Origin of the sequence: Enterococcus pernyi (genome assembly GCF_045371165.1) — a bacterium.
Taxonomy (GTDB): domain Bacteria; phylum Bacillota; class Bacilli; order Lactobacillales; family Enterococcaceae; genus Enterococcus_B; species Enterococcus_B pernyi.
Genome location: NZ_JBIQDM010000001.1, coordinates 473235 through 498619, shown reverse-complemented (window position 1 = coordinate 498619; position 25385 = coordinate 473235). Strand labels below are relative to the sequence as shown.

Genomic DNA, 25385 nt, shown 5'->3' with positions numbered 1-25385 from the left:
CACCCGATCTCTAAATAGGGAAAGAAAAATTTTTAAGAAATCTTTGTGCAATATCAAAAAAAGCTTCTTCCTCTAATGTATCAATGTATTTAACATTTCTTTTAGCTTTTTCGGTATAGTCAAGAGAGAATACTTGAAGCGTATTTACTTTGCTTCTCTTTACTTCATCTAGCTTGAACTTATCGCTTTGAATAGGCACAAGAAATGGTCTATTTTTATCACTTGTAGTAATTGGGCATACGATAATTAAATTCGTTGCTAAATTGTACGCATCCTTACTCATAATTAAAGCCGGTCGTCTCTTCTTAACTTCATAACCTTTTGACGGTTCAAAGTAAAAAAGAACGATATCTCGTTGACGTGGCTTATAGCTCATCTAGTTTTCCTCCATGTGGCATATAATCAACCCCTAATTCTGGTAAATAAAATTCGCCTTCTTTAGCAGATTCAAAAAAAATCTTCAACTTTTGGAATTAAAGCAACCGTGCCATTTTCTTTTTTTATAATATTAAATTCTTCACCTTCTTTTATGCCTAACTTTGCAGGAAGTGTAATCACAAGGGAATTCCCTTGTTTTCTTGTTTTTGTTGAAATCATAAGTCATTCCTCCTTTCTTTTACGAACTTTCTATCCTCTACTCTCTAAATACGTAAAAATCTAATTTTTCTTCATTCCTACTTACATAAAAAAATAGTGGATAAAGTATGTTGTCGAATACTTCATCCACTATTTTTATCATATTATTAAACTATTTACTTCTTCACTTCTGCGATTAATTTTGCCAATGCTTGTTTTTGATAAGCTGTCGCTAAGTCTTTTGATACTTGTTGTTGTTCTTCTTGAGACATCGCTGGATTTTGGGCAATGGCTTTCATCAAGCCTTCTTTGACAAATTTTTGTGCATCGGCTTCCATCGTGCTTTTTTGTTCTTCGACACGTTTTGCCAACTCAGAAGCTTGGTCAGTACTTAATTCGATCCAATCATTCGGAAGTTTGAACGTATTGACCCGGCGTTCATATTCATGGTTATTATCCGCTAAGTTGAACCAGAATTTGTATTGGTCATTTTTATAAACCCAATAAGTTGTTTCACTGACTTTTTCTGCTTTGCCATCCGTTTGTTGAACCTTATTTGTTTCATTTTTTGTGCCAGTAGCTTTTGGTTCTTTTTGCTTGTCATCTGTTCGATATAAGTAGACTTTTTCTGTCCCATCTCCTAGTGACTGATAAAGCAACATATTTACATCTGACTGATCCGCACTGGAAACGAGCGGAGTCGTTTTTGTTTCTGTCACTTCTTCCATCCCAAAATGATTCGTGATATTTTCTACGATCAGTCCTAACGAGAGAACAAACAGTAAGCCAAAGACGAGTGAAAGAAGTGTTTGCCACATTTTTTTGGCAAACACATTCGTCAAAGCAAAAGCAATGACACTGGCAATCAATACGAAAATAATCATGCGTTATCCCCCACTTCCACCACTACTGGTTCTTTTCTTTTTAAGAAGAAAGCAATCGCAAAGCCGATCAAGCCGAATATGATTGCGACAAAGAAGGCTGCATGGTAACCAGATAAAGTCGCGTTGATTGCTTGATCTTTATAGGCTAAAGGTGTACTTTTCAACACAGCATCCGTTGGTAGATTGTCTTTCGTAACATTTGTCAACACACTGATCAAAATCGCAGTTCCGATTGAACTTGCAATTTGGCGGAAGGTATTGTTCACTGCTGTTCCGTGGCTGATCAAGTTGTTAGGTAAAGCATTCATTCCTGATGTTGTCACCGGCATCATGACCATCGAGATCCCAAACATTCGGATCGCATAAAGAATGACGATATACAAAACAGGTGTCGTTTCAGTCAAGAAGGCAAAAGGTGCTGTAGCTGCTGTTAGGATGAACATCCCAACAATCGCAAGACGTTTTGCCCCGTTTTTATCAAAAATCGCACCAGTGATCGGCATCATGGCACCCATGATCAATGCACCAGGAAGCAACATCAAGCCAGAGTGGAATGCCGATTCTCCACGAATATTTTGAATATACAATGGCACAACCATTTCCGCACCGACCATCGCCATATTCGTTACGCCAGCTAAAATCGCTGCAATCGTAAAGGTTGGTGATTTAAAAACGCGCAACTCTAAGAATGGATGTTCTAAATGTAATTGACGCCAAGCAAATGCGGCGATGAAAATCACACCAACGATCAAGAAGCTGATTACTTTCGTACTTCCCCAACCGGCGTCTCCTACGCTTGAAAATCCGTATAGCAAACTACCAAATCCAATTGTTGAAAGAATGGCAGAGAAAATATCGATACTTGGATTGGATAAAGGAATCACACTCTTCATCAAAAAGAACGCAAGTACTAAAACAAGAACGACGATGGGAATAACCATTCCAAATAAATCGCGCCAATGATAGTTATCAATGATATAACCAGATAGTGTTGGGCCTAATGCTGGGGCTAATCCGATAACGATCCCAGACATTCCCATAGCAGAACCTCTTTTTTCTGGTGGGAAGATCGATAGCATGATATTTTGCAATAATGGCATAGATACCCCTACACCACACGCTTGGATCAAACGTCCAATCAGTAGCGTACTAAAGTTAGGAGCAGTAAAACAGGTAATCGTTCCAATCAAAAAAATCGTCATAGCTGACAGATATAATTTTCTAGAACTAAATTTATTGATCAACCAAGCAGTAATCGGAATCATGATCCCGTTCACTAGTAAAAAGCCTGTTGTCAACCATTGCACATCAGAAGCTGAAATATCAAAAGCTTTCATCAATGCTGGAAAAGCAGTTGTCAATAAGGTCTGATTCAAGACCGTACAAAATGTCCCAATCAATAACACGACAACTAATAGTGTACGATTATATGGTTTTCCGTAAATATCTACGGGTTGATTCTTACTCATATTTCTCCTTCTTTCTGAATGTTTTCTGAAACCACTAAGATACTTTATTCCTATTTTTAACTTTTGTCAACCTACTTGACATGATAGTCAACAAAAGTATAATTAAGGGAACGACCAACAAAGGAGTGTGACGAATGGTGGGAGCTTCACTTAAACAATTATTGGAAAATGACCATTTATTAGTAGGCATTAGTGAATTGAGTGAGATCGTCGGAGTTTCACCACGACAATTGAGATACTGGGAACAAAAAGGCTTTATCCAATCCGTTACTGCTGACGCGAATTGTTCAAGAAAATACCGATTACCGACAGTGGTCAAAGTTGAGATCATCAAGAAATTTTTAGATGAAGGGTACACGTTGACCAAAGCCGCTGAAAAAGCTCAGGAACGTTTAAACAAAATGCACCATGTCCGAAAAGTTTTCTCAAAGTCCATCAAAGACATCCAATTGATTGATGAACGTTATACACTCCTTTTAATTGGCGACTTCAATGATCTGGAACAGCTATGTATTATTCATGACGAAGAAACGGATGAACTATCTTATAAGATCCTTCCAGCAGATGAAACGATCGATCCTAAAAAAGTACTGGAAAAATAAGAAAAGATCGCAGTTTTTTTTTACTCCATTAGAACTTGTAGCCGACTTGCTACAGTTAAATAAAAAAGCCACCACGAGGTCTAGACAGAAGTGTTCAGCCTCGAGAAATAAGGCGCCATCCACGAAAATTGTTTTTCAAATTTTTGTGGTTGTCGCCTTTTTAAGTTGTTTGTCATAAACTTTCCATTTATTTTCTTATTTCTTGTTCCAATACTTGTGTCAACCAATTGATATATTCGGTTTCTCGATTGATTGCGTGAGACAAGATCAGATAATGGCCATAATTTTCATGTTGGTCTTTTTCTGTCGGGAAAATCACTTGTTGTCGGGCGAATAAATGCTGTCTTTTTTCTTCATGAAGCTCCTTTTGCTGTTCAAGAATCTCAATCCATGTTGGATCATTGATATCTTTCACAAAATAAAGTTTCAAGACAAATTCGTCTCGATTGACTGGAAGTTCATTTGGCGAGGTATGGATCCATTCGTTTAACAAAACACGCCCTTCTTCAGTCAGCTGATAAATTTTCTTTTCTAGCTTGACTCCAGTGATTCCTACTTCATGTTTGATGATTCCTAGTTCTTCCATTTTGGCCAGTTCAGGATAGATCTGACTATGCTTTGCCTGCCAGAATTCACCGATTTCATTTTTGAATGCTTGATTCAATTCATACCCCGTTTGATTTTTTTTGCTCAGTAATCCCAGTAATATATAGCGTAATGTATTTTTTCTAGCCATCAAAATTTCCTCCTTGACATTCTCTCAAAATCATTCTATCATAATCACGTAATCAAAAACATGTAAATTATTACATGTTTTAATTTAAAGGGAGATGTTTTACATGAAACAATTCAAAAACTTAGAAGATTTTATTGGAACTCACTTTATCTATACGTATGATAATGGTTGGGAATATGAATGGTATGCAAAAAATGACCACACCGTTGACTATCGTATTCATGGCGGAATGGTCAAAGGGCGTTGGGTCAAAGATCAAGAAGCAGATATTGTAAAATTAACAGATGGTGTTTTTAAAATCACTTGGACTGAACCAACTGGTACAGACGTTGCTTTAGACTTTATGCCAAATGAGAAAAAACTCCATGGCACGATTTTCTTCCCTAAATGGGTCGAAGAACATCCAGAGATCACTGTCACTTTCCAAAACGAACATATTGCGGAAATGGAAGCTGCTCGTGAAAAATATGAAACATATCCAAAACTAGTCGTTCCAGAATTTGCGACAATTACTTATATGGGTGATGCGGGTGTTGATAATGAAGATGTAATTAGCGAAGAACCTTATGAAGGAATGCCAAAAGACATTCGTGAAGGTCGTTACTTCGATGAAAACTACCGTCGTATCAATAAATAATCACTCTACCTCACTCGTATAAAATCAAAAGCCACTCCTTCAATTGATGAAGACCAGTGGCTTTTTGATCATTATAAACGGAGGCTTTTGTTTCTACCCTTTATTTTATTGTAAATAAATGTGGTCATTTAACTTTTCCAATTGATTTCTTTATGATTTACATAAATAATTTCATGTTATTTTCAATTTTTTTCTAATTCCTTGCCTCTCTTTTCATTAACCTTTATGATAAGTTTAGTTATTATATGAAAAGGAGCCAAACAGTTGAAAAAATATAGACCATATTTTTTGATTTTTATTTTCGCAATTATTTTCGTATTGCCAAATATATTATCACACAAATTGATCATCGGGGCTGATGCGCCATTTCATTACAATCGTTTTTATGATGCAGCCCAACAAATTATTCACGGAGACTTACACTACTTCCCATCGATGTATGGCTTTCAACAAAGCGGTCGGATCGTCAATGCAATCTACGGTCCCTTATTCTCATACTTTCAAGGGTTGATCGTACTCGTTGCTAGAAGTTGGTATCATTACCAGATTTTATCGAATTTTATCCTCTTCCTTATCGCAGGTTGGTCCATGTTGACTTTGTTGCGTTATGTAAAAGTACGTGAATGGGTAAGTGTACCGGTTTCAGTCCTGTTCATGACGACCTATTCGATCCAATATTGGGCTGTTAATCAAGGTTTTACGAGCTGGGGAACAGTATTTTATCCTTTATGTATGATCCCGCTCGTTGATTTCATCGTGCATAAAAAATTCCCTGTACTTAAAGTAACTGCAGCGATTGCATTGATGACGCAGATCCATCTGCTATCTTCTGTGATGCTAGTATTGATGTATATTCCTTTTTATGGGTATTATTTCTTCACACAAACCAACAAGGGAAAAGCTCTTTTACAATTAGGGAAATCAATTTTGCTTTACTTTATCCTAACGGCAAACATCTGGGTAGGTATGGCGATGGTTTACAGTGGGAATGAGATTCTTCCACCTTTCGTCAATCGACGCATGACAGAGAAATCAATCAATCTTGAGGGAAGTTACTGGTTGAATTATCCGAAAATCCTACCTGTCGTTTTATTTGCTGGATTTTTATGTTTCTTATTGTTCCGAAAAAGAGAAGAACTGTTTCCAAAACTTTTGTTACGCACAAGTGTTGTGTTCTTCTTACTTTCAACCAGCCTGATCCCTTGGAATACATTAGTTGAAAACGAAGTGCCATTTATTAGCTTGATTCAGTTTCCATTTCGTTTCTTTGTCCCATTTACCTTGCTTTTCTTACTTTACTTTGCAATCGTCGCCAATCGTTGGGAAAACAAAACCTGGTTACGGATAGCTGCGACCTTACTGATCCTGATCAGTTCTGTTCAGACCATCCAAAACTTATACCGTCACCTCAATAAATGGGAAGATGAAACCTTCGTCAGTCGTCATACGTATTTGTTCGATACACCTGATGAAGCAAGAAAAACTTTCTACAGTCGTGATATGTCCAAAAGTTTATTTGTTTTCCAGAAAACTACGCCAGATTATTTGCCGATCTATAAACAAACAAAGGCAAATAAATACGATCGATACAATGAAGAAATCCTGGAAAATGAAACAACATTCATCAAATCACATCCTGATGGTCGGTTGAGTATCAAATGGAAAAATACCGGTGAACCGACTGTTCATGTGCCAGTTATCGTGTATGATCGAACCGTCTTGATGCAAAATGGACAGAAATTGACGGATTTTGAATTGACCGATATCGGTACACCGATCGTCAAACAGCATAATGGCATCAACGAGATCATTCTCTATTACGACCTTCCCGTCTATTTCTACTTCGTTGTTGCTGCGACTATTGCCGGTTGGCTATCCTTTTTAGGCATCTATCTTTCACAAAAGTTTAATTTTAGAAAAGAAAAAAATGTGAAAATCAGCTAGGCTATCATTTTTTTAGATTATACGTAACATCTATCATATATGTATAAGAATAAGCGAGGCTATGACAGATTGACTGTCATAGCCTCGCTTATTCTTAAAAATTTGAGAGTAGATAATTTATCCTTTCTCAGCAGACATTCTCTTGGTTAATCGTTATATGAAACGTAAGTAAGTGGGTTTGAAAAATCCTATGACTTGTCAGCTCTTATTCGTTCGCTTTATCTTGATCAATCCAATCTTTCTCCTCATCAAACTTATTTGAGTGAATCCAACTACGGCAAAAAGCACCTATCTTATAGATCCATTTCTACAGACACTCCAAAATGATCACTAACGACCGGGCCATTCGTCCCATCAAAGACGCGCGTATACGTACTGACTTTACTATCAGTCGGAACGAAAATATAGTCGATTCGCAGTGCTTCTGTATTGTTTTCCCAGCCATCGATTTTTTTCTCGATCGTGGCTTCTTCAGATTTTTGTTCGGCTAAAACATATGAATCTTTGATGTTCAATTGGTTATCTTCATTAACTAAGCGATACCCTTCCTCACCTACTGGATTATTAAAATCACCCATCAACAAGCAAGGTATTTGATAAGTTAGGAGTTCTTTCTGTAAGAATTGCCACTCGTAGGCAAAGCCCGTTTCTATATCTGACCACCAAGAGAAATGACAGCTTGCGACAACGATTGGTTGATTGTCAATAACTGTTTTGGCAACAAGGACCATGCGGGTACGGTAGTTTTCTTTTTCTTTTGTTTCAGACACTATGTATGCCCGACTATCCAAAGGAGCCTTTGATAAAATAGCGTTTCCTTCTTCATACTTGTCATAACCAATATGACTCATTTCCCAACTCCAAAAATAGGATTCTCCTGCTTCTGCCAGTCGTCGGATCAAGCAATAAGCGAAATTATCTTTGTGGATTGGGGTCTGATTCGTTACTGGACAAAAACCGACTAGCTCTTGTTCATTTACGATCTTTGTTTCAATCAGTTGATTGACCTCTTGCAAAGCAATGACATCATAGCGCTCAGTTAAAATCTTGTCTACAAGGTCTTGTAGTTTAGTTACTGGTTCTTCTTCCAACCAACTATGTGTATTCAACGTCATTATTTTCATTTTTTTGGAACCTCTTTTCTATTTTTACATAAAAATCAGAGACTGTTACGTCAGCGCTGATTATTGAAGAAATCTCTCCTCAATCGTCTCGCTTTTTCGTCACAATCTCTGATCACTTCTTTTATTTATTATAGCTTGATTTTTCCGATTTCTGTACCCATTTCAACAGAACCAAGTGTAGTGATCGCAATTTCTTTCACTTTATCATCCGTGAAAACAACCATGATCGTTGTATCTTTTCCTTGTTCTTTGACTTTTGCAAGATCCATGCGTGCAATCGGCATGCCTGGTGTGACTTCTTGTCCTTCTTTCACAGATACTTCAAATGCGGGTTGCGCCATTTGGACAGTATCGATTCCCATGTGGATCAGTACTTCTGCGCCTTCAGCTGTTTCCATCCCGATGGCGTGTTTCGTTGGGAATACGCTAACGATTTTACCCGCTACTGGAGCAGTGATCGTATCTGTTTCAGGAATGACTGCAAAACCGTCACCCATCATTTTTTGTGAGAATACTGGATCATTGACCGCTGCTAAAGCAATCACTTCTCCTTTGGCTACTGCGTACAATTCTTTTTCGATCCCTAATGCTGCTGTCGCTGTTTCTTTTTCCATCACGACTTCTTTGATTTGTGGTTCAGGAATATCTGCGCCTGATTGCAACAAATCTTCAATATCTGATTTTAACACATCTGCTTTTGGCCCATAAACTGCTTGGACACCATTGTCTTTGACGATCAAGCCCATTGCGCCAGCACGTTTCCACGCGTCTTCTGAACCAACTCTACCTCGATCTGCCACTGTTACACGTAAACGCGTCATACAAGCATCCACGTCTTTGATATTTTCTTTTCCACCTAATAAATGGATGATTTGGATAATTTGTTGATCCGCCGCTCCTGTTGTCGTGCCAGTGGTTGTTTCTTCACTGTCACTATCATAGTTCCCGTTACGTCCTGGTGTCGCAAAATTGAATTTCTTGATCAAGAAGTTTGCTAAGAAATAAGTGACTACGCCAAAGAGAATGACACAGATGACGAAGTTGATCAAATCGCCGCCAAGTCCTGCTTTGATCCCTAATGGTGTTCGCGTCAATAATTCGATATTCCCGAAGGAGTGGACACGCAACGGTAAGATATCCGCCATCGCAAAAGCTGCTCCTTGGATCACTGCATAGATTGCATACAGTGGAACTGCCGCAAACATAAACATAAATTCTAGTGGTTCTGTTACCCCTGTTAAAAAGACAGCTAAAGCAGCTGAGAAATACATGGATTTGTATTTTGCTTTTTTGTCTGGATCGACATTGCGATACATCGCAAGCGCCATCCCCATCAAAATACCAGAAGAACCAATCATTTGACCGACTTTGAAACGTGCCGGTGTCCAATTGTTCAAGACGAATTCATACTGTGCCATGTCTCCTGCACCTCGCAGGTTCACTAAGTCAGTTGCCCAAGCTAACCATAGTGGATCTTGACCAAATACTTGTGTACCGGCTTGTGCGCCAGATAAAATCTCATATGTTCCACCTAATTGCGTATAGTTGATTGGAATCGTCAACATGTGGTGTAAACCAAAAGGTAGTAATAACCGTTCTAATGTTCCATATAAAAATGGTGCTAAAATTGGTGCGCTATCTTGCGATTGTGCAATCCATAAACCAAAGTTGTTGATTCCTGCTTGAATAGCTGGCCAAACTGCTGCCAAAATAAGAGCTACGATCGTTGACCAAAGAATCACTACAAAAGGAACAAATCGTTTCCCATTAAAGAAAGAAAGTGCATCTGGTAATTTACGGTAGTTATAGTATTTGTTATAAGCCATCGCACCGACGAACCCAGCGATGATCCCTACGAATACCCCCATGTTCAATGCAGGAGCTTCTAAGACACTCGTAAAGAATCCTTTCACCATGATTCGTGTACCGAACAACGTATGTGTGAAGGCGTCTTCGTTTGCTAACATCTCTGTTGTGACCCCGAAGATTGCTCCTGTGATCCGATTGATCAAAACAAACGAGATTCCGGCAGCGAATGCACCACCTGCTCGTTCTTTTGCCCAACTACCACCTATCGCTAATGCAAATAATAAATGCAAGTTCCCAATAATTGCCCAACCAATACTTTCAAGAACGCCACCCGTAGTGACAAGTGCTGCCATGTTCGGGTTGATCAATGGGATCGATTTCCCGATACTGATCATTAAACCAGCAGCTGGCATAACTGCTACAACGACCATTAAAGCCTTTCCAAATTTCTGCCAAAAATCAAAACTAAACATTTTCTTCAATTTCTATCTCTCCTTTACGCAATCGGTTTCGTTAATCCGTATTATAGAGGTAATTCCTTTTTTTGTAAATGCTTTATTTTTATTTTATTTATTTTTTTATCCAAAAGTATGACAAAGCTAATATAATAAGAACTATAAAGAAATATTAGGGCAATGATGCTTTCTATCCCCTTGCGAAGTGTTCGCCAATAAAAAAGATTGAGTATTTATCAGTTTACTATTGACTGACGCAACCGGTTGCGTTTATTATAAACCTAAGAAATGAAACATTTAGGAGGAGAATCATGAAACAAATCAAACGCTTATTCCAGATCGACCCTTGGAAAATCAGCACGACAACATTAGATAAAGAAAACTTACGTTTACAAGAGTCATTGACAAGTATTGGGAACGGCTACATGGGAATGCGTGGAAACTTCGAAGAAACGTACTCTGGCGATCATCACCAAGGCACTTATTTAGCCGGTATCTGGTACCCTGACAAAACTCGTGTAGGTTGGTGGAAAAACGGCTATCCTGAATACTTTGGAAAAGTCATCAATGCAGTCAACTTTATTGCAATGGATATTTACATCAACGACCAATTGATTGACTTAGCTTCACTAGATCCAGAAGATTTCTCTTGGGAATTAGATATGAAAAACGGGGTCTTGTCTCGTCAGTTTACGATTACGACAGCTACAAATAAAGTCCGTTTCTCATTTGAACGTTTCTTGAGTATTGTTAAAAGCGAAGCGGCTTATATTCGTGTAAAGGTTGAATTGATCGCCGGCTCTGCCACTGTAAAATTTGTTTCGAAACTGGATGGAAATGTCCAAAATGAAGATAGTAACTACGATGAGCATTTCTGGAATCAGACCGACCGTGGCACAAAAGACTCGATCGGTTATTTGACAACGAAGACCATTCCTAATGCATTTGACATTGAGCAATTCACCGTCACTGCAGGCATGCGTCATTTTATCAACGGCAAAGAAACAACACCTATATTTGAAGAACAAATATTAGCGTTACAAGGTGTATTCTCGTATGATCTAACACCAAATGATCCTGTGGTCGTGGATAAAGAAGTCTTGATTTTGACAAGTCGTGATATCCCTGAAGCACAACAAGTGGCAACACTTATGGATGAATTTGATCAGTTAACTACTCATTATGATGAAGCCAAAAAAGAACAAACGACTGCTTGGGCAAAACGTTGGGAATTGGCTGACGTAGTGATCGAAGGCGACGATGAAGCGCAACAAGGCATCCGTTTCAATCTTTTCCAATTGTTCTCTACTTATTACGGAGAAGACGAACGGTTGAACATTGGACCAAAAGGCTTCACTGGCGAAAAATACGGTGGTGCGACATACTGGGACACAGAAGCTTACGCCGTGCCATTATATCTAGCATTAGCTGACCCAGAAGTCACAAAAAATTTATTGAAATACCGTCACAATCAGTTACCACAAGCCATCCACAATGCCCAACAACAAGGATTGAAAGGCGCGCTTTATCCAATGGTGACCTTTACAGGTGTCGAGTGCCACAATGAGTGGGAAATCACCTTTGAAGAGATCCATCGTAACGGTGCGATTGCTTACGCGATCTACAATTATACAAATTATACCGGCGATACCTCTTATCTGAAAAATGAAGGACTTGAAGTATTGGCTGAGATTGCTCGTTTCTGGGCGGATCGTGTCCATTACTCCAAACGTCAAAACAAATATATGATCCACGGCGTGACTGGTCCGAATGAATACGAAAACAATATCAATAACAATTGGTACACGAACACGATTGCTGCTTGGGTCCTTCGTTATACTCGTGAAAATTATTTAGCGTTCAAAGAAGAAACAACAATTGAAATCAGCGAAGAAGAATTAGCAAAATGGGCAGATATTGTCGAAAACATGTACTACCCGATCGATGAGGAACAAGGAATTTTTGTCCAACATGATACATTCCTAGACAAAGATTTGATGCCAGTTTCGGATTTACCACTTAGCGAATTGCCATTGAACCAAAAATGGTCTTGGGATAAGATCTTGCGTTCTTGCTTCATTAAACAAGCGGATGTGTTACAAGGCATCTATTTCTTCAATGAAGAATTTACCAAAGAAGAAAAACAGCGGAACTTTGATTTCTATGAGCCGATGACCGTTCACGAATCTTCTCTTTCTCCAAGTATCCACGCGATTTTAGCTGCTGAACTTGGCTTGGAAGAAAAAGCGGTCGAAATGTACCAACGTACTGCTCGCTTAGATTTGGATAACTATAACAATGATACGGAAGATGGTTTGCACATCACGTCAATGACAGGTAGTTGGCTAGCGATCGTTCAAGGTTTTGCACAAATGAAAACCGCCCATGGCGAATTATCTTTTGCACCATTTTTACCAAACACATGGAATGCCTATTCTTTCCATATCAATTACCGCGGTCGCTTGATTTTCATCGCTGTTTCTGATGAACAAGTCACCTTTACATTACTGAATGGTGAGGCACTGGAATTGACTGTGTATGGACAAGCACAAGAGCTAACAGATCAATTGACGATTCCATTAAGAAAGGACGATGCACATGTTTAAAGGTGTCCTATTTGATTTAGACGGTGTCATCACCGACACAGCAGAATTCCATTATCGCGCCTGGAAAAAACTTGGTGAAGAAATCGGGATTTCAATCGACCGAAATTTCAACGAACAATTAAAAGGAGTCAGCCGAGAAGATTCATTAACATTGCTTCTTGCTTATGGCAAGAAAGAAAATGACTTTTCAAACGAAGAATTCGCTGCTTTAGCTAAACGTAAAAATGAGTATTATCTAGAAATGATCCAAGAAATCACGCCAACAGACGTATTTCCGGGTATTGTTCCTTTATTAACAGAATTAAAGAAAGCTGGCATCAAGATCGCCTTGGCTTCTGCTAGTAAAAACGGACCATTATTACTAGATAAAATGCAACTAACAGATTACTTTGATGCGATTGCTGATCCTAGCAAAGTAGCAAGTGGCAAACCCGCCCCTGATATCTTTTTATTAGCAGCCAAAGAAATCGGATTCGAGGCGACTGATTGTTTAGGTATTGAAGATGCAAAAGCAGGCATCCAAGCGATCATCGCAAGTGGTGCTTATCCTGTAGGAGTTGGACGCAAGGAAGATCTTGGGGAGGACATTCCGATCGTCGCTGATACGTCTTCGTTAACACTCGACTATCTACAACACGTTTGGCGCAAAGATGTCTGAACCAAGCATCTCTGTCCTCCCCATCAAACAAACAAATCTAAAAAAAATCACATTGAAGAACGACGAGCTAGAAGTCGTTCTTCTCAATTATGGCGCTCGCTTGCATCAAATATTCACAGCAGATAGATTTGGACAAATGGAAAATATCTTACTCTCTTACGACAATCTTCAAGATGTTTTATCTGATTATAGTTTTTTCGGTGCAACGGTTGGTCCAGTGGCAGGTAGGATCAGAAATGGTGAATGGGGCCCTCACCAACTAGAAAAAAATAATGGCAACCATCATATCCACGGCGGAACAAACGGCTGGTCCTTTCAGTTTTGGGAGGTAGAAGTATTCAAATCACCTCAAGCAGTGGGTGTCGTCTTTTATTTAAAAGATACATTTTCAGGTTATCCTGGACCAATCACCGCGACTGTGACCTATCAATTAGAAGGAAATAGACTAGTGATGATCACTAAAGCTAACAGTGTAGTAGAAACGATTTGCAACCCGACAAACCATGCCTATTTCAATCTATCTGGAAATGGAAAACGTGATATTGATTCCCATCAACTCCAGATTCAATTAGATAGCTTGTTACTTTTGGATCATGACAAATTACCTACAGGGGAAACACTAGACAAAGCGGACTTACCCATCAATTTTCAAGAACCAAATACACTGACAGAGATTTTATCCAAGTATCCTTCAGGTCTTGATGACGTTTTTTTATTAAATACGCCTAAACTCACCAAAAATAGCTTAACTTTATCAGAAGAAGCTTCCGGTCGCCAAATGAATATAGCAACTACGAACAAAAGTATGGTATTATTTTCTACAACTGGGTTCGATGCAGATTTACAGATCAACGGTCAAAACATGCATTCTCATTTTGGCTTAGCGATCGAACCACAAGAAATACCAGATATCGTTCATTTCCCGGAGTTTGGCTCGATTACGCTACGCCCTGGACAAGAACGTGTCAGCCAAACAACTTATGAATTTAGTACATTCACTTAACCAGTTTTATTTAACTTGGTTTCAACAAGACGATGGACGATGAAAAAGAAAGGTGATTTAACTTATGGCAATTACAGTGAAAGATGTTGCAAAAAAAGCAGGCGTAGCGACATCTACTGTTTCTCGCGTGATCAACGACCATCCAAGTATTTCCGAAACAACGAAAAAGAAAGTACGAAAAATCATGGATGAACTAGGATATGTCCCCAATATCACAGCGAGAAATCTTGGTAAACGTGTATCAAGCGCTGTAGGTGTCATTCTTCCACCACTCGATTCCAAAGAGCGTCTTGGCAACCCGTTTTATTTAGAAATCATGGAAGCAATCAACGAAGAAGCACGACATCACGGTGTGACAACAGCTATTGCTACCGCAAAAAGTTTCGACGTCTTATTAGAGAACGTTCAGCGGATGCATTTACAAAAACAAGTTGATGGTTTTATCCTAGTCTACTCCGATAGTGACGATCCAGTCATCGATTATCTTTATGAACAACAGATTCCGTTCACACTGATCGGACAACCATACCATCATGAGAACGAAATCATCTACATTGATAACGACAATCAACTGTTAGGAAAGCAAGCCACCGAATTTTTGATCGATAATGGCCATAAAAATATTCTTTTCGTGACCAATACAACACATGAAAGTTTATACTTTGAACGCTATTTCGGTTATCAAAAAGCGATGATGTTAGCAGGACTGAACGCCCATCCAAGTGTGACCTTGGAACAGGCTGAAGATTACTTGGATTTTGACACGATCTTAAAAAAAGCTGAAGCGACAGCGCTAGTTGTTATCGATGATATTTTTGCTTTACGCACGATGCAACTCGCCCAAATGTATGGCTATATCATCCCGGAAACCCTTTCGATGATCAGCTTCAATAACTCGATTTTTTCTACATTGATGCATCCTTACTTAACAAGTATCGACATCGATATCTCTGAGTTAGGTCGAGTCGCGATGCAAAAATTACAAGAACTGATCCATGAAGAAGTTAGCAATGGTGTACGTTTAGTGATCCCCCATCGTTTGATCAAACGCGAAACGGTCGTTCCATTGAAAGAAGAATAGGGCATCCATTCCTAGGCAAATCAAACAAAAATAGCAAAGCATCTTGTCTTCGGACAAAAGATACTTTGCTATTTATTTTACTAGTAATCAACTGATCCACTAACGATAAGTCCACATTTGTATTTAACTAGAAATAAGCAAAAAAAGAAATCTCTTCTATTCTTTCTAAAAATCTCTTAAAATGTGGTTAAAGAGGCATGCATTAACATGCCCCATGTAGTCCGTTCAAAGCAGATAGCATCGATAGAGCATTAGAGCACGTCTACTTCGCCAAAAGTTGAGACGGCTCTATTTTTTGCTCTTGATTTTTTAAGAAAAACAACGAGCCCAGGATATGAGTTATCTTGCATCCCCTAGAACCGAATAAACGGTGTTCCAGAAGTAACTCCTTCAGAAATAAGCGTGAAACCCCAAAAATTTGAAGAACAATTTTCGGGGTTTCACGCTTATTTCTCGGAGCTGAACACTTCTGTCACAACCTCGTTGTTTTATATTCTCTAAGAGGGAGTCCCCCCACTATTCTTTTAAGTCTGCTTCAACTTCAGTCAACCAAGTTGCTTTCTTCACGCGATTGATGATCAGCGGAATAACGAACATCACGATTGCGATGACCGCAACAAGCAATGCATCCGCTAATGTTGAAGTTCCTAACGTTGAAACAACAACGGCGATAATTGCCAACATCAGCATACAGCTAACCAGCCACGCAAAGCCATTTCCTTTTTTACCGATTCGATAAGGACGAGGCAATTCTGGATGGCTATTTCTCATTTTCACTAAAGATATGGCGATCAAGAGATATACGATGCAATAAATCACTGTTGTTGCATTCGTCAATGTAAGAAAGACCGCACTTACATCATCCATGACGCCATAAAGTAACGCAAAGAGGGAAATAACTACTGATTGCGTCAATACCACATTTCTTGAAACACCATATTCATTTTCTTTATGGAAGCCAAATTTTGGTGGCAAGAATCCTTCACGTGCTACTTGGATGATCGTTTTAGAAGGTCCAGTTACCCAAGCAGACAATTGTAATAACACACCAATAAAGACCATAAAGCTGAAGATATTACCGATGATCGTTGGCAATCCTAAAATATCACAATAGATCAATACTGGTTGTGTGATGTTTGCCAATTCCATTCTTCCTTCTGGTACGACATTTGCAACAAACAAGGCATTGATGACATTCAATAAAACTAGTCCGATCAATGCAATAAAGACCCCTTTAGTATAGTTCTTCGTTGCATCTTTCAAACGAGGCATATACACTGAGCTCATTTCGATTCCCACAAAAATAAATGTGATCCCTGCCAAATATTTCAATGAATCACTGTGTTGTAGATCAGGCAATGCTTTCGACCATGAAAAATCCCCCAAATAGCCGTTTGAAACAAGTCCCACTTTGAAAAACGCTAATATCCCCAAAACAAACATGATCACCACAGGAATATAAACACCCAACCAAACACCAATATTCCCACCAACTTTCGCCATGTCAAACTTCAAGTTGAGCAAGGTGATGATCCAGTAAATGACCAAGATACACCCTAAAACGAAGTAGTGATTGTTGCCAAGAGCGGCGTTCCCAAACGTATTCCCTAACAATGGACCTAAGGTAGAAGCGACCATGACCATTCCTGGGAACATTTGCACCCAAAGCAACCATGCAACGACAAATCCCCATTTACTACCTAGAGCTGTTTTGACCCAAAGTTGCGGGCCTCCTTCTTGCGGCAGCATCGTTGATAATTCACCAGAAATCATTGAAATGGGTCCAGCAAAAAACAAGACGGCAAAAATCGTGTAAAAAATCAATGTCCAACCAACAGCTGACAATGTTGGGATACTACGAACAGTGGCACATAGCGCCATGGTCAAACCAATGAATGTCCCTAGCCCCATTTTACTTACTTGAGCTTTACTCAATTTTGACACTCTCCTTATTAAGAAATAAATAGGCGTGTCTTTGAAACTTTTCATTAACAGCAAATAAAAGCAAACGTATGGTCAACTTGTGCTTTGAGTATTTTTTGCTTGGATCATCAAGCTTCAAAGGCACTCCAACATGAAAGATTTGATAAGAGAAAGGAGGCTCATTCTTTATTCGTTTCGAACGAGAAATGAGCGCTCATTCTACTTGCTTTCTCTTCACTCATCATAATATTTACGTTTATTTTGTTTCGTTTGCCACTAACTGATCTGCATAGATTTTTTCTAATTTACTTTGAAGCGCTGCTTTGATTTTTTCTGCATATTCTTCAAAATGTTCTGCTTTATTCATATACGGCGTCATGACACTGGCACGTAAGACTGTGACTTTTCCAGCACGTTCCCATTCTTCCTCTGTAAATCCTAATTGTTTTACAAATTGAAGTGGGCTATTGCCATAATCTGGAATTGCAAAGTCTGTATGAGATGTCAAGAATTCATTGCCATAGATGCTTCCTTTGACATAAGAAGAATAGTCATACACATCATGGTTCAACTGATTCATCGCTACCAGATCGTCATTCCCTTTTTCTTTGAATACATAATCAACCATATTGAAATCTGGATAAGTCAATGGATGAACTTCGATTTCTTTATCGCCCACTTTGAAGGTTAAATTGTTCAAGAAGTGGAAGAAACGATGTGCGCCTTCAATCGATGCTCCCATCAATTTACCATAACCAGTCACATTAAGCGGTAGTACGTGATGCGCTGCCCAAACACTTGCGGCAGTTGCTCCGGCTTTTGATCCTTCCAAAATATAGGCACCAAGCAATGCTGGGATATCTGCTCCTTTTTCAAATACATAGGTTGCAAAGTAAGAGATCACATCACGCATACGAATGTCTTGGATCACGATACCTCCAGCAGAGTAAGGAACATAGCCCATTTTATGTGGATCAATCGTCACTGATTCTGCTTCTTCAATTGCTTGATATGCACGGTGTACTTCTTCTAAAAGATAATCTTTATTTTCTGTGAAGACATGATGTTTTGCGTGTACTTCTTTTAATTGATCAAATGGGATGAATTCATTGTTCTCATCAAGGAAGATCGCACGTCCGTAACCACCATAAGCTGCATCTACGTGTAGGTAGAAATAAATGCCTTCTTTTTCTAGCTTGCGACGTAATTCAACGATTTTATCGATTTCATCGATTGCCCCTTCTTCAGTAGAACCAACGACACCAACGACACCTAAAACCGGTGTTTGTTCAGCAGCCAATTCACGAATGATTGTTTCAAGTTCCTTGATGTCCATGCGGTAGTTGTGATCCACAGGCACTGGAATCACTTGATCTAGTCCGACACCAATGATGTCTGCTGCTTTCAACCATGAATAGTGTTTTGTTTGTGGGACTAACCATTTACCTAATTGTTGAAGATGTTTTCCACTGCGTGCAGAATGTGCTTTGATCTCATCGATTTTTTCTGGCACTTGATCTAACAGATCAATGATTTCCCGAGTTGAAAGATTCATCAATTCCCAATCTGTTTGACCTGAAACCAATTCAGGTGCCACTTCTTTCATTGCAAGTGGCAATGATTTGATGTTGCGCGCATACCAAAGACCTTCTAAATTTGCTAATGAGCCATCTGCAACGATATGGCCCCAGCCATTTTTGTACCCCATCAATGTAGCAAATTCCATTCCGACTTCTTCTTCCATTTGACTTGTTGCTGGAGAAGATTCATATGCGACGTTATTTCCATTCCATAGCATCGCAAAATTATAGGCTAATAATGATGGCATCAATGTTTCAGAGTTCATATGACCCCAATAACGACCTGCATTATGCCATGGGACAGAGTGTGTACGCATCCGCGTAGAGATTTCAGCTAACACGTCTTTTGTTTTATTGATCGTGTGCGCGAAGCTTTCACTGCTTTTTTCTTCCGGCGTAATGATCGGCATATCTTGTGGCATATAATTTTGACGCCATCCTAAGTGCTCGTCCACTAATTCATTTAACAAAGCTTTATAGATTTGGCCATTCTCTGCTTTGTCTCCAATGAATAGTGCATTCAAATTTAAATCATTTACCTTTGATTCCATTTAGAAACCCTCCTAAAATAATTTTTTAAATTTTGTCGAGGCTTAGATTACACCTGTTTTTTATTTCTGTAAATATCACTTTTCCTATTTTTCTCATTTCATTTTAATGCTTTTAATTGTTTGAATTGTTGGTACAATTGATAAAAATTAAAAAAAGGAGGGAATTTACAAATGTAAATTCTCTCCTCATGATTGTATTAACGACAACCGGCGTAACTATTAGGATAAGTTTCAAAAATTGGAATTTTGTAATGGAATAGACCTTTTACAAGGTAAAAAATTACTAAATTCTAATCAACTACTTTGGCCAAAAAGTAGCGTTTTTTCCCTTTTCTGATCACTACGAATTTACCATCAAATTCTGTAGCTGGATCAATGACAAAATTTAAATCGGTTACGCGATCACCGTTAATACTTATAGCTCCGTTCGACACATCTTCACGCGCTTGACGTTTTGATGGCTCGATTTTTGTGGAAACAAGTAGTTCCACGATATTTTCAGGGGTACTTGAAATCTCTACATTCGGCATGTTTCCAAAGCCTTGTTCGATTTCTGACGCATTTAGTTCTTTGATATTTCCAGAGAACAATGCAGCTGTGATTTTTTGCGCTTCTTGTAAGTCTTCTTCGCTGTGGACAAAACGTGTCACTTCTTCTGCCAAACGGCGTTGTGCTTCACGTTTTTCAGGTTCTGTCTCCACTTTTTTCGCTAATTCATTGATTTCTTCTTGTGATAAGAAAGTAAAGAATTTCAAGTATTTCACAACATCCCGATCATCTTGATTCAACCAGAATTGGTAGAATTCGTAAGGGGATGTTTTTTCAGGGTCTAGCCAGATTGCACCACCGGCAGTTTTTCCGAACTTTGTTCCATCTGCTTTTAGCATTAATGGGATCGTCAACCCAAAGGCTTCCGCTTCTGGTCCTTCCAATTTACGGATCAGATCTAAACCAGCAGTGATGTTTCCCCATTGGTCAGCTCCACCGATCTGTAATTGCACATCGTATGTTCTGTGTAAGTGCAAGAAGTCGATCGATTGCAAGATTTGGTAAGTAAATTCGGTAAATGAAATTCCGACTTCCAAACGACTTGCCACGATATCTTTCGCTAACATCGTATTGATGTTGAAGTTTTTTCCGTAGTCTCTTAAAAATTCTAATAAAGAAATATTTGATAACCAGTCATAGTTGTTCACAAATGTAATATTGGCATCTTTCCCAAAAAGTTTGCGCATTTGGTTCGATAATGCATCCACATTATGTTGGACTTGTTCCATCGTTTGTAAAACACGTTCGCTTGTCCGTCCACTTGGATCACCGATCGTTCCAGTTCCTCCACCAATCAGGATGTATGGATGATGCCCTGCTAATTGGAATCTTTTCATCATCATGAACGGGATCAAATGCCCAATATGCATCGAATCTCCTGTTGGATCGACACCACAGTAAAGCGAGATACTCTTTTCTTCAACAAGCTCGCGAAGTCTTTCTTCGTTGGTTTGTTGGTTAATGGCATCACGCCAAGTTAATTCATCAATAATATTCATAACATTTCCCTCCATATCTTTTTTTATGAAAGCAGGTCCCTGCCAGCATGTCATTTATTACCGGGCAGACAACAAAAAAATCCCTTGACAATCAAGTCAAGGGACGAAAATTCGCGGTACCACCCAAATTATATGTTTGTTTTCCAAACATATCTCTCTAACATTTAACGCTGTCGCGTGGCTTCATGCCATAGACTCCTAAAATGTAATTCGCGCTAAAGCATGTACTAGTTCACAGCAACCACTAGCTTTCTGAAACATTGGCTTTATCCACTACTTCGTTTTATTCATCGTCTAATTCCTTATTCATCTATCTCCTATCTTAGAACGCACTGTTTTTTTTGTCAACAAAAAAATTTTTCTTGATCATTCGAACGACAAAAAATAACATCGTTTTTTAATCTTGAACTAAGCGGAAATCGATTGAATTGAAGAAGCCTTTATTGATTCCATTGCTCAATCTGTTGAAAAATGTTCTTCTTATTGCACGCACCATTTTTTCTTTAATTACATAATTGTCGTTACGTTAATAACTCAAACAGCCTCTCATGCCCGCATCACAAATTCAATTGGCGTAGAAGTCCCTCCGATCATCAAGTCAGCCAATGTACAAGACACTCCAGGCATCTATCAAGCAACGATCGGCACGACCATCATGTCTTCAGTAGAAAAAGAGATCACAGTCACTATCGTCGATAAACTTGAAGACTGTCCGACTTATGGTATTTATCAATTAACTGCTGAGGATGCAACGGTTCCGGTGGGGCAAGTAGATGAAGCAGCTACCCTTCAAGCAACAAATGCGCAAGCGCTGACTTCTGGCGGCTCTCCAGTAGATGTTGTGATCAAGAAATCAAATGTAGTGAATGATACCCCTGGTACGTATCAAATCGTTTTAGGGATCAAAGAAGAACCAAAGATCCGTAAGACAGTCCAAGTCACAGTTACTAATGACGCAGGGAACGAGCAAGAAAATCTTTACTTTGTCGACGCATCGGATGCTACTGTCTCGATCGACCAATTGGACGAACAAACGTTGATCATCATGACTGATGCCAAGGCAACTGATATTTTAGGACATTCCTTGCCTGTAGAAATCAAACACTCCACAATCAAGTTTGAGCCAGGAAATTACACTGTTACATTCGGTCTCAAAGGAGACTCAAGTTTATTTACTAAAACTGTCAATCTTACCGTCACTTCGGATAACTACGTTCCTTCCAGATTCTTTTTGCAAGCATTCGATGCAACTGTCCAGTTAGGTCAAACGGATGACCTCTCACTGATCCAAGCAACCGGCGCAAATGCCGTGACTCTCCTTGGACAAAAGGCAAATGTTTACGTGAAGCATTCCTCGATTGAAGCAAACAAAACTGGCGAATTTGCCGTGACATTTGGCGTAACAGAAGATCCAAGAGTCGAAAAAACGGTAACAGTCTCAGTGGTTGATGAAATCAATCGTCCAGAATTGGGCGGTGGCATTGGGAATATCTAACAAACAACCACTTGTCTCACCTTAAACAGGATAAAGGACGGACCAAAAAATAATGGTTTTAAAAAAGGCGTCATCCACATAAGGTTAAAACCACTGTGGATGGCGCCTGATTTATCGAGGTTAGATCCTTCTATCCAACTTTTTTTATATTTCGTCGATTATTTCTAATAACGTAGTAAACAAGATGGCACTAGATGCCGCACCAGGATCAATATGTCCGATTGAACGTTCACCTAAATAAGAAGCACGTCCTTTTTTCGCGACTAATCCTGCTGTGTGTTCTTTTGCCTGCTCAATTACTTCTTTCGTAAGATTCCCTGCGGTTAGTGCTTCAGCTACAGGGAACCAAACATCTAACATGGTTTTATCTTCTTGTTCCGCTTTTCCTCTTGCTTGGATGCCGTTCGCTCCTTCACGGATGAACTCACCTAATTGTTCTTGTGAATCGATCTGCTCTACTCCTTTTGTTGCTTTCATCAAATTCATAAACGCAGAACCGTAAAGAGGACCCGAGGCGCCTCCTACTTTGGAAATCATTGCCATAGAAAACATCTTGAAGGTATCACTGATAGTGTCAGGTGCCTCCTGTTGAAAAGCTGCTTCATAGGCTGTCACACCTCTTCCCATATTATTCCCATGATCCCCATCGCCAATGGGGGTATCTAAATCACTTAGGTACGCTTTTTTCTCTTTGATCTCTTCAGCAAAGCGGTTAAGCCAAGCTTGGATCTCTTTTACCGTCAACTTCATTTTTTCATCATCCTTTACCATGCAATCGTTTCTACGTGACTTGTTAAAGCTTCTTTCCAAGTGGTTTCTGTTAAGTCAACCATTGTTAATGATAGTCCCTGCATATCCAATGAAGTCATCAAATCACCGACTTTATGGAAAGTAACATCCACCTGTTCTTCATTCAACAACGTTAACACATCATTCATGAATACAAATTGTTCCATCAATGGTGTACCACCCATCCCATTCACTAAGACACCGACTTCTTTTGGTTTTTCAGTATATTCACTCAAAATTTTCGTGACTAACTCTTTCGCTAACAATTTAGAGGGTTGCAGTTTTTCTCGACGATAACCTGGTTCGCCATGAATCCCTACACCGTATTCGATTTCGTCTTCATTTAGGTCAAAGCCAGGCTTCCCTACTTCTGGGACAGTCGCAGCCCGTAATGCGACACCAATTGTTTTGGTCGCAGCAACCACTCGCTCTCCTAATTCCTTCAGTTGAGTCAAGCTCGCGCCATTTTTGGCAGCATCTCCTAAAATCTTATGGACAAGAATAGTCCCCGCTACGCCACGCTTCCCTGCCGTATACGTGCTGTTTTCTACCGCGATGTCATCATCGACCACTACTTCTTCGACGTCAATTTCATCCATAGCAGCTAACTCTTTTGCTATTTCAAAATTCAATATATCTCCAGTATAGTTTTTGATGATCAATAACACACCTTGTCCTTGGTCCGCTTCTTTGATCGCTAGTTGGATTTGATCAGGTGTCGGTGAGGTAAAAACATCCCCCAAAACTGCTGCACTTAACATACCATCTCCAACAAAACCTGCGTGAGCTGGTTCATGTCCACTACCACCTCCAGAAACTAACCCGACTTGTTCGTTCAACTGATTTTTCGCAATTACACGAGAATCTTCTACACGATGTACTAGCTCTGGATAACTCTTTACGATCCCTTCTAGCATTTCTTCTACGATATCCCCAGGTTCGTTCATGATTTTTTTCAATTTACATCCACCCTTTCTTCCCTGCTTGTCGTGCTTCTTCTATGATTTGTTCGATATTGTCGGTTGTCCCTGCTGTAATAGCAGCTGCAAAGGCTCCTTCTACTAAGGGGGCATCCACCAAGTAGTAGTTTTTTTGTTGGGCTTCCTCCAATAAATCTTTTGCCAATTCTGAATTCATCACTGCGCTACCAAGATCAGCAAAGACAAAATAAGCAGCTGAATCGGCTGATTGATTGACGGCATCAACGATCTTCATCGGATCAGAACCGAGTTCTCCCTCTTCGATTCCGCCAAGTGATAATACTTCTACGTCATCGGTTTGTTGCATTTGTTCAATCATCTCTTTGATGCCGTCTGTGACCTTCTTACTATGAGAAAGCAATAAGATACTTTTCTTCAACGAATTCCCCTCCTTCAGTTTAGCACCCTTTTTGTAAGGGTTTTCTTTATACTATATTAAGTATATATCAACTCCTATGGGTAATGGAAATAATGCGATATAATGAACGATAGTTTTTTTATTTATGTGAAGATAAAGATAGGACTAAAAAGAGATATTTGCTATACTTTCCTTAAAGAAAGGAGTGATCAAAATGATCATTACAACAACAAATAGCGTAGAACATCAAGTCATTGAGTCTTATGAGGGAATTGTTTTTGGTGAAGTCATTACGGGAATCAACGTCTTAAAAGATTTAGGTGCAGGGATTCGTAACGTTTTTGGCGGACGCTCAAAAAGTTATGAAGGGGAATTATTGACAGCAAGAGAAGAAGCATTAGCTGAAATGGCGCAACGCGCAGAAGCACTTGGCGCAAATGCGATCATCGGGATGAAGATGGATTATGAAGTCTTAGGTTCAGATAATGGGATGTTGATGGTCACTTGTAGCGGGACGGCTGTTCGATTGGTTTAATAAAATCAAAACAAATAAACGAGTGAAGACCCGCCAAATTTCT

At 39.3% G+C, this 25385-nt stretch carries 21 protein-coding genes, 1 pseudogene and 1 other annotated feature; of the genes and pseudogenes, 9 read left to right on the top strand and 13 right to left on the bottom strand.

The features are described from left to right. Positions 1-10: 10 nt before the first annotated feature. From ACH0AK_RS02390 to ACH0AK_RS02375, 4 genes and pseudogenes are all read right to left on the bottom strand, one after another. Positions 11-376, bottom strand: a complete 366-nt coding sequence (locus tag ACH0AK_RS02390; RefSeq protein ID WP_010736376.1) for a type II toxin-antitoxin system PemK/MazF family toxin — start codon at positions 374-376, stop codon at positions 11-13. After that, positions 366-597: pseudogene (mazE, locus tag ACH0AK_RS02385) on the bottom strand (type II toxin-antitoxin system PemI/MazE family antitoxin). Before mazE ends, ACH0AK_RS02390 begins: the two are co-directional and overlap by 11 nt. A 155-nt stretch (positions 598-752) precedes the next feature. Beyond that, a complete protein-coding gene (locus ACH0AK_RS02380) occupies positions 753-1460 on the bottom strand; it encodes a DUF4811 domain-containing protein (RefSeq protein WP_023519066.1) in 708 nt (235 codons plus the stop codon). Then, positions 1457-2929: an MDR family MFS transporter gene (locus ACH0AK_RS02375; protein WP_499796711.1), complete on the bottom strand. Its 1473-nt coding sequence runs from the start codon at positions 2927-2929 to the stop codon at positions 1457-1459. Before ACH0AK_RS02375 ends, ACH0AK_RS02380 begins: the two co-directional genes overlap by 4 nt. A gap of 134 nt (positions 2930-3063) precedes the next feature. On the opposite strand from ACH0AK_RS02375, the gene ACH0AK_RS02370 reads away from it, so the two are divergent. Continuing rightward, positions 3064-3531, top strand: a complete 468-nt coding sequence (locus tag ACH0AK_RS02370; protein WP_010736380.1) for a MerR family transcriptional regulator — start codon at positions 3064-3066, stop codon at positions 3529-3531. Positions 3532-3718: 187 nt separating this feature from the next. On the opposite strand, the gene ACH0AK_RS02365 is transcribed toward ACH0AK_RS02370, so the two are convergent. Next, the gene (locus tag ACH0AK_RS02365; RefSeq protein WP_010736381.1) at positions 3719-4267 is read right to left on the bottom strand and encodes a PadR family transcriptional regulator; all 549 of its coding nucleotides are present in this window, start codon (positions 4265-4267) and stop codon (positions 3719-3721) included. Between the two features lie 103 nt (positions 4268-4370). Here ACH0AK_RS02365 and padC point away from each other — a divergent pair, with 103 nt between their 5' ends. After that, positions 4371-4904 (top strand): phenolic acid decarboxylase, encoded by a 534-nt coding sequence (gene padC, locus ACH0AK_RS02360; protein ID WP_023519065.1) that lies wholly within the window; start codon positions 4371-4373, stop codon positions 4902-4904. A gap of 264 nt (positions 4905-5168) precedes the next feature. Next, positions 5169-6848 (top strand): putative glycosyltransferase family protein, encoded by a 1680-nt coding sequence (locus ACH0AK_RS02355; protein ID WP_023519064.1) that lies wholly within the window; start codon positions 5169-5171, stop codon positions 6846-6848. A 293-nt stretch (positions 6849-7141) separates the two neighbouring features. Here ACH0AK_RS02355 and ACH0AK_RS02350 read toward each other — a convergent pair whose 3' ends face one another. Next, positions 7142-7972 carry an endonuclease/exonuclease/phosphatase family protein gene (locus tag ACH0AK_RS02350; protein ID WP_071866600.1) on the bottom strand — a complete coding sequence of 277 codons (831 nt, stop codon included), beginning with the start codon at positions 7970-7972 and terminating at the stop codon, positions 7142-7144. A gap of 128 nt (positions 7973-8100) precedes the next feature. After that, positions 8101-10263 (bottom strand): PTS transporter subunit IIBC, encoded by a 2163-nt coding sequence (locus ACH0AK_RS02345; RefSeq protein WP_071866599.1) that lies wholly within the window; start codon positions 10261-10263, stop codon positions 8101-8103. A gap of 284 nt (positions 10264-10547) precedes the next feature. Between ACH0AK_RS02345 and ACH0AK_RS02340 the strand changes: the two genes are divergently transcribed. From ACH0AK_RS02340 to ACH0AK_RS02325, 4 genes are all read left to right on the top strand, one after another. Further along, positions 10548-12842: a glycoside hydrolase family 65 protein gene (locus ACH0AK_RS02340; protein ID WP_071866598.1), complete on the top strand. Its 2295-nt coding sequence runs from the start codon at positions 10548-10550 to the stop codon at positions 12840-12842. After that, entirely contained in the window at positions 12835-13500 is a 666-nt protein-coding gene (gene pgmB, locus ACH0AK_RS02335; protein WP_010736387.1) for a beta-phosphoglucomutase, read from the top strand. Before ACH0AK_RS02340 ends, pgmB begins: the two co-directional genes overlap by 8 nt. Further along, a complete protein-coding gene (locus ACH0AK_RS02330) occupies positions 13493-14503 on the top strand; it encodes an aldose epimerase family protein (RefSeq protein ID WP_010736388.1) in 1011 nt (336 codons plus the stop codon). The genes pgmB and ACH0AK_RS02330 overlap by 8 nt, the downstream gene beginning before the upstream one ends. Before the next feature lie 64 nt (positions 14504-14567). Further along, complete coding sequence (locus ACH0AK_RS02325; protein ID WP_023519060.1) at positions 14568-15584, top strand: LacI family DNA-binding transcriptional regulator; 1017 nt, start codon at positions 14568-14570, stop codon at positions 15582-15584. Between the two features lie 516 nt (positions 15585-16100). Here the strand turns inward: ACH0AK_RS02325 and tyrP are convergent. The 3 genes from tyrP to tyrS form a co-directional block, all read right to left on the bottom strand. Next, positions 16101-17519 carry a tyrosine-tyramine antiporter gene (gene tyrP, locus ACH0AK_RS02320; protein ID WP_062805731.1) on the bottom strand — a complete coding sequence of 473 codons (1419 nt, stop codon included), beginning with the start codon at positions 17517-17519 and terminating at the stop codon, positions 16101-16103. A 244-nt stretch (positions 17520-17763) separates the two neighbouring features. After that, positions 17764-19638 carry a tyrosine decarboxylase gene (gene tdc / locus ACH0AK_RS02315; protein WP_010736392.1) on the bottom strand — a complete coding sequence of 625 codons (1875 nt, stop codon included), beginning with the start codon at positions 19636-19638 and terminating at the stop codon, positions 17764-17766. A 290-nt stretch (positions 19639-19928) separates the two neighbouring features. Further along, the gene (gene tyrS, locus ACH0AK_RS02310) at positions 19929-21185 is read right to left on the bottom strand and encodes a tyrosine--tRNA ligase (RefSeq protein ID WP_010736393.1); all 1257 of its coding nucleotides are present in this window, start codon (positions 21183-21185) and stop codon (positions 19929-19931) included. A 96-nt stretch (positions 21186-21281) separates the two neighbouring features. After that, positions 21282-21485: a binding site (T-box leader), on the bottom strand. A 355-nt stretch (positions 21486-21840) separates the two neighbouring features. On the opposite strand from tyrS, the gene ACH0AK_RS02305 reads away from it, so the two are divergent. Next, the gene (locus tag ACH0AK_RS02305) at positions 21841-22680 is read left to right on the top strand and encodes a hypothetical protein (protein ID WP_071866597.1); all 840 of its coding nucleotides are present in this window, start codon (positions 21841-21843) and stop codon (positions 22678-22680) included. 144 nt (positions 22681-22824) lie between these two features. Here the strand turns inward: ACH0AK_RS02305 and dhaL are convergent, their stop codons facing one another. Genes dhaL through dhaM form a run of 3 tightly spaced genes read right to left on the bottom strand, consistent with a single transcriptional unit; the run spans position 22825 to position 24828 of the window. Further along, entirely contained in the window at positions 22825-23430 is a 606-nt protein-coding gene (gene dhaL / locus ACH0AK_RS02300; RefSeq protein ID WP_010736395.1) for a dihydroxyacetone kinase subunit DhaL, read from the bottom strand. Positions 23431-23444: 14 nt separating this feature from the next. Beyond that, positions 23445-24428 carry a dihydroxyacetone kinase subunit DhaK gene (gene dhaK, locus ACH0AK_RS02295; protein ID WP_347081996.1) on the bottom strand — a complete coding sequence of 328 codons (984 nt, stop codon included), beginning with the start codon at positions 24426-24428 and terminating at the stop codon, positions 23445-23447. 1 nt (position 24429) lies between these two features. Next, positions 24430-24828 carry a dihydroxyacetone kinase phosphoryl donor subunit DhaM gene (dhaM, locus tag ACH0AK_RS02290; protein ID WP_010736397.1) on the bottom strand — a complete coding sequence of 133 codons (399 nt, stop codon included), beginning with the start codon at positions 24826-24828 and terminating at the stop codon, positions 24430-24432. 193 nt (positions 24829-25021) lie between these two features. Between dhaM and ACH0AK_RS02285 the strand changes: the two genes are divergently transcribed. Beyond that, positions 25022-25342 carry a heavy metal-binding domain-containing protein gene (locus ACH0AK_RS02285; protein WP_010736398.1) on the top strand — a complete coding sequence of 107 codons (321 nt, stop codon included), beginning with the start codon at positions 25022-25024 and terminating at the stop codon, positions 25340-25342. The last annotated feature ends 43 nt before the right edge of the window (positions 25343-25385 follow it).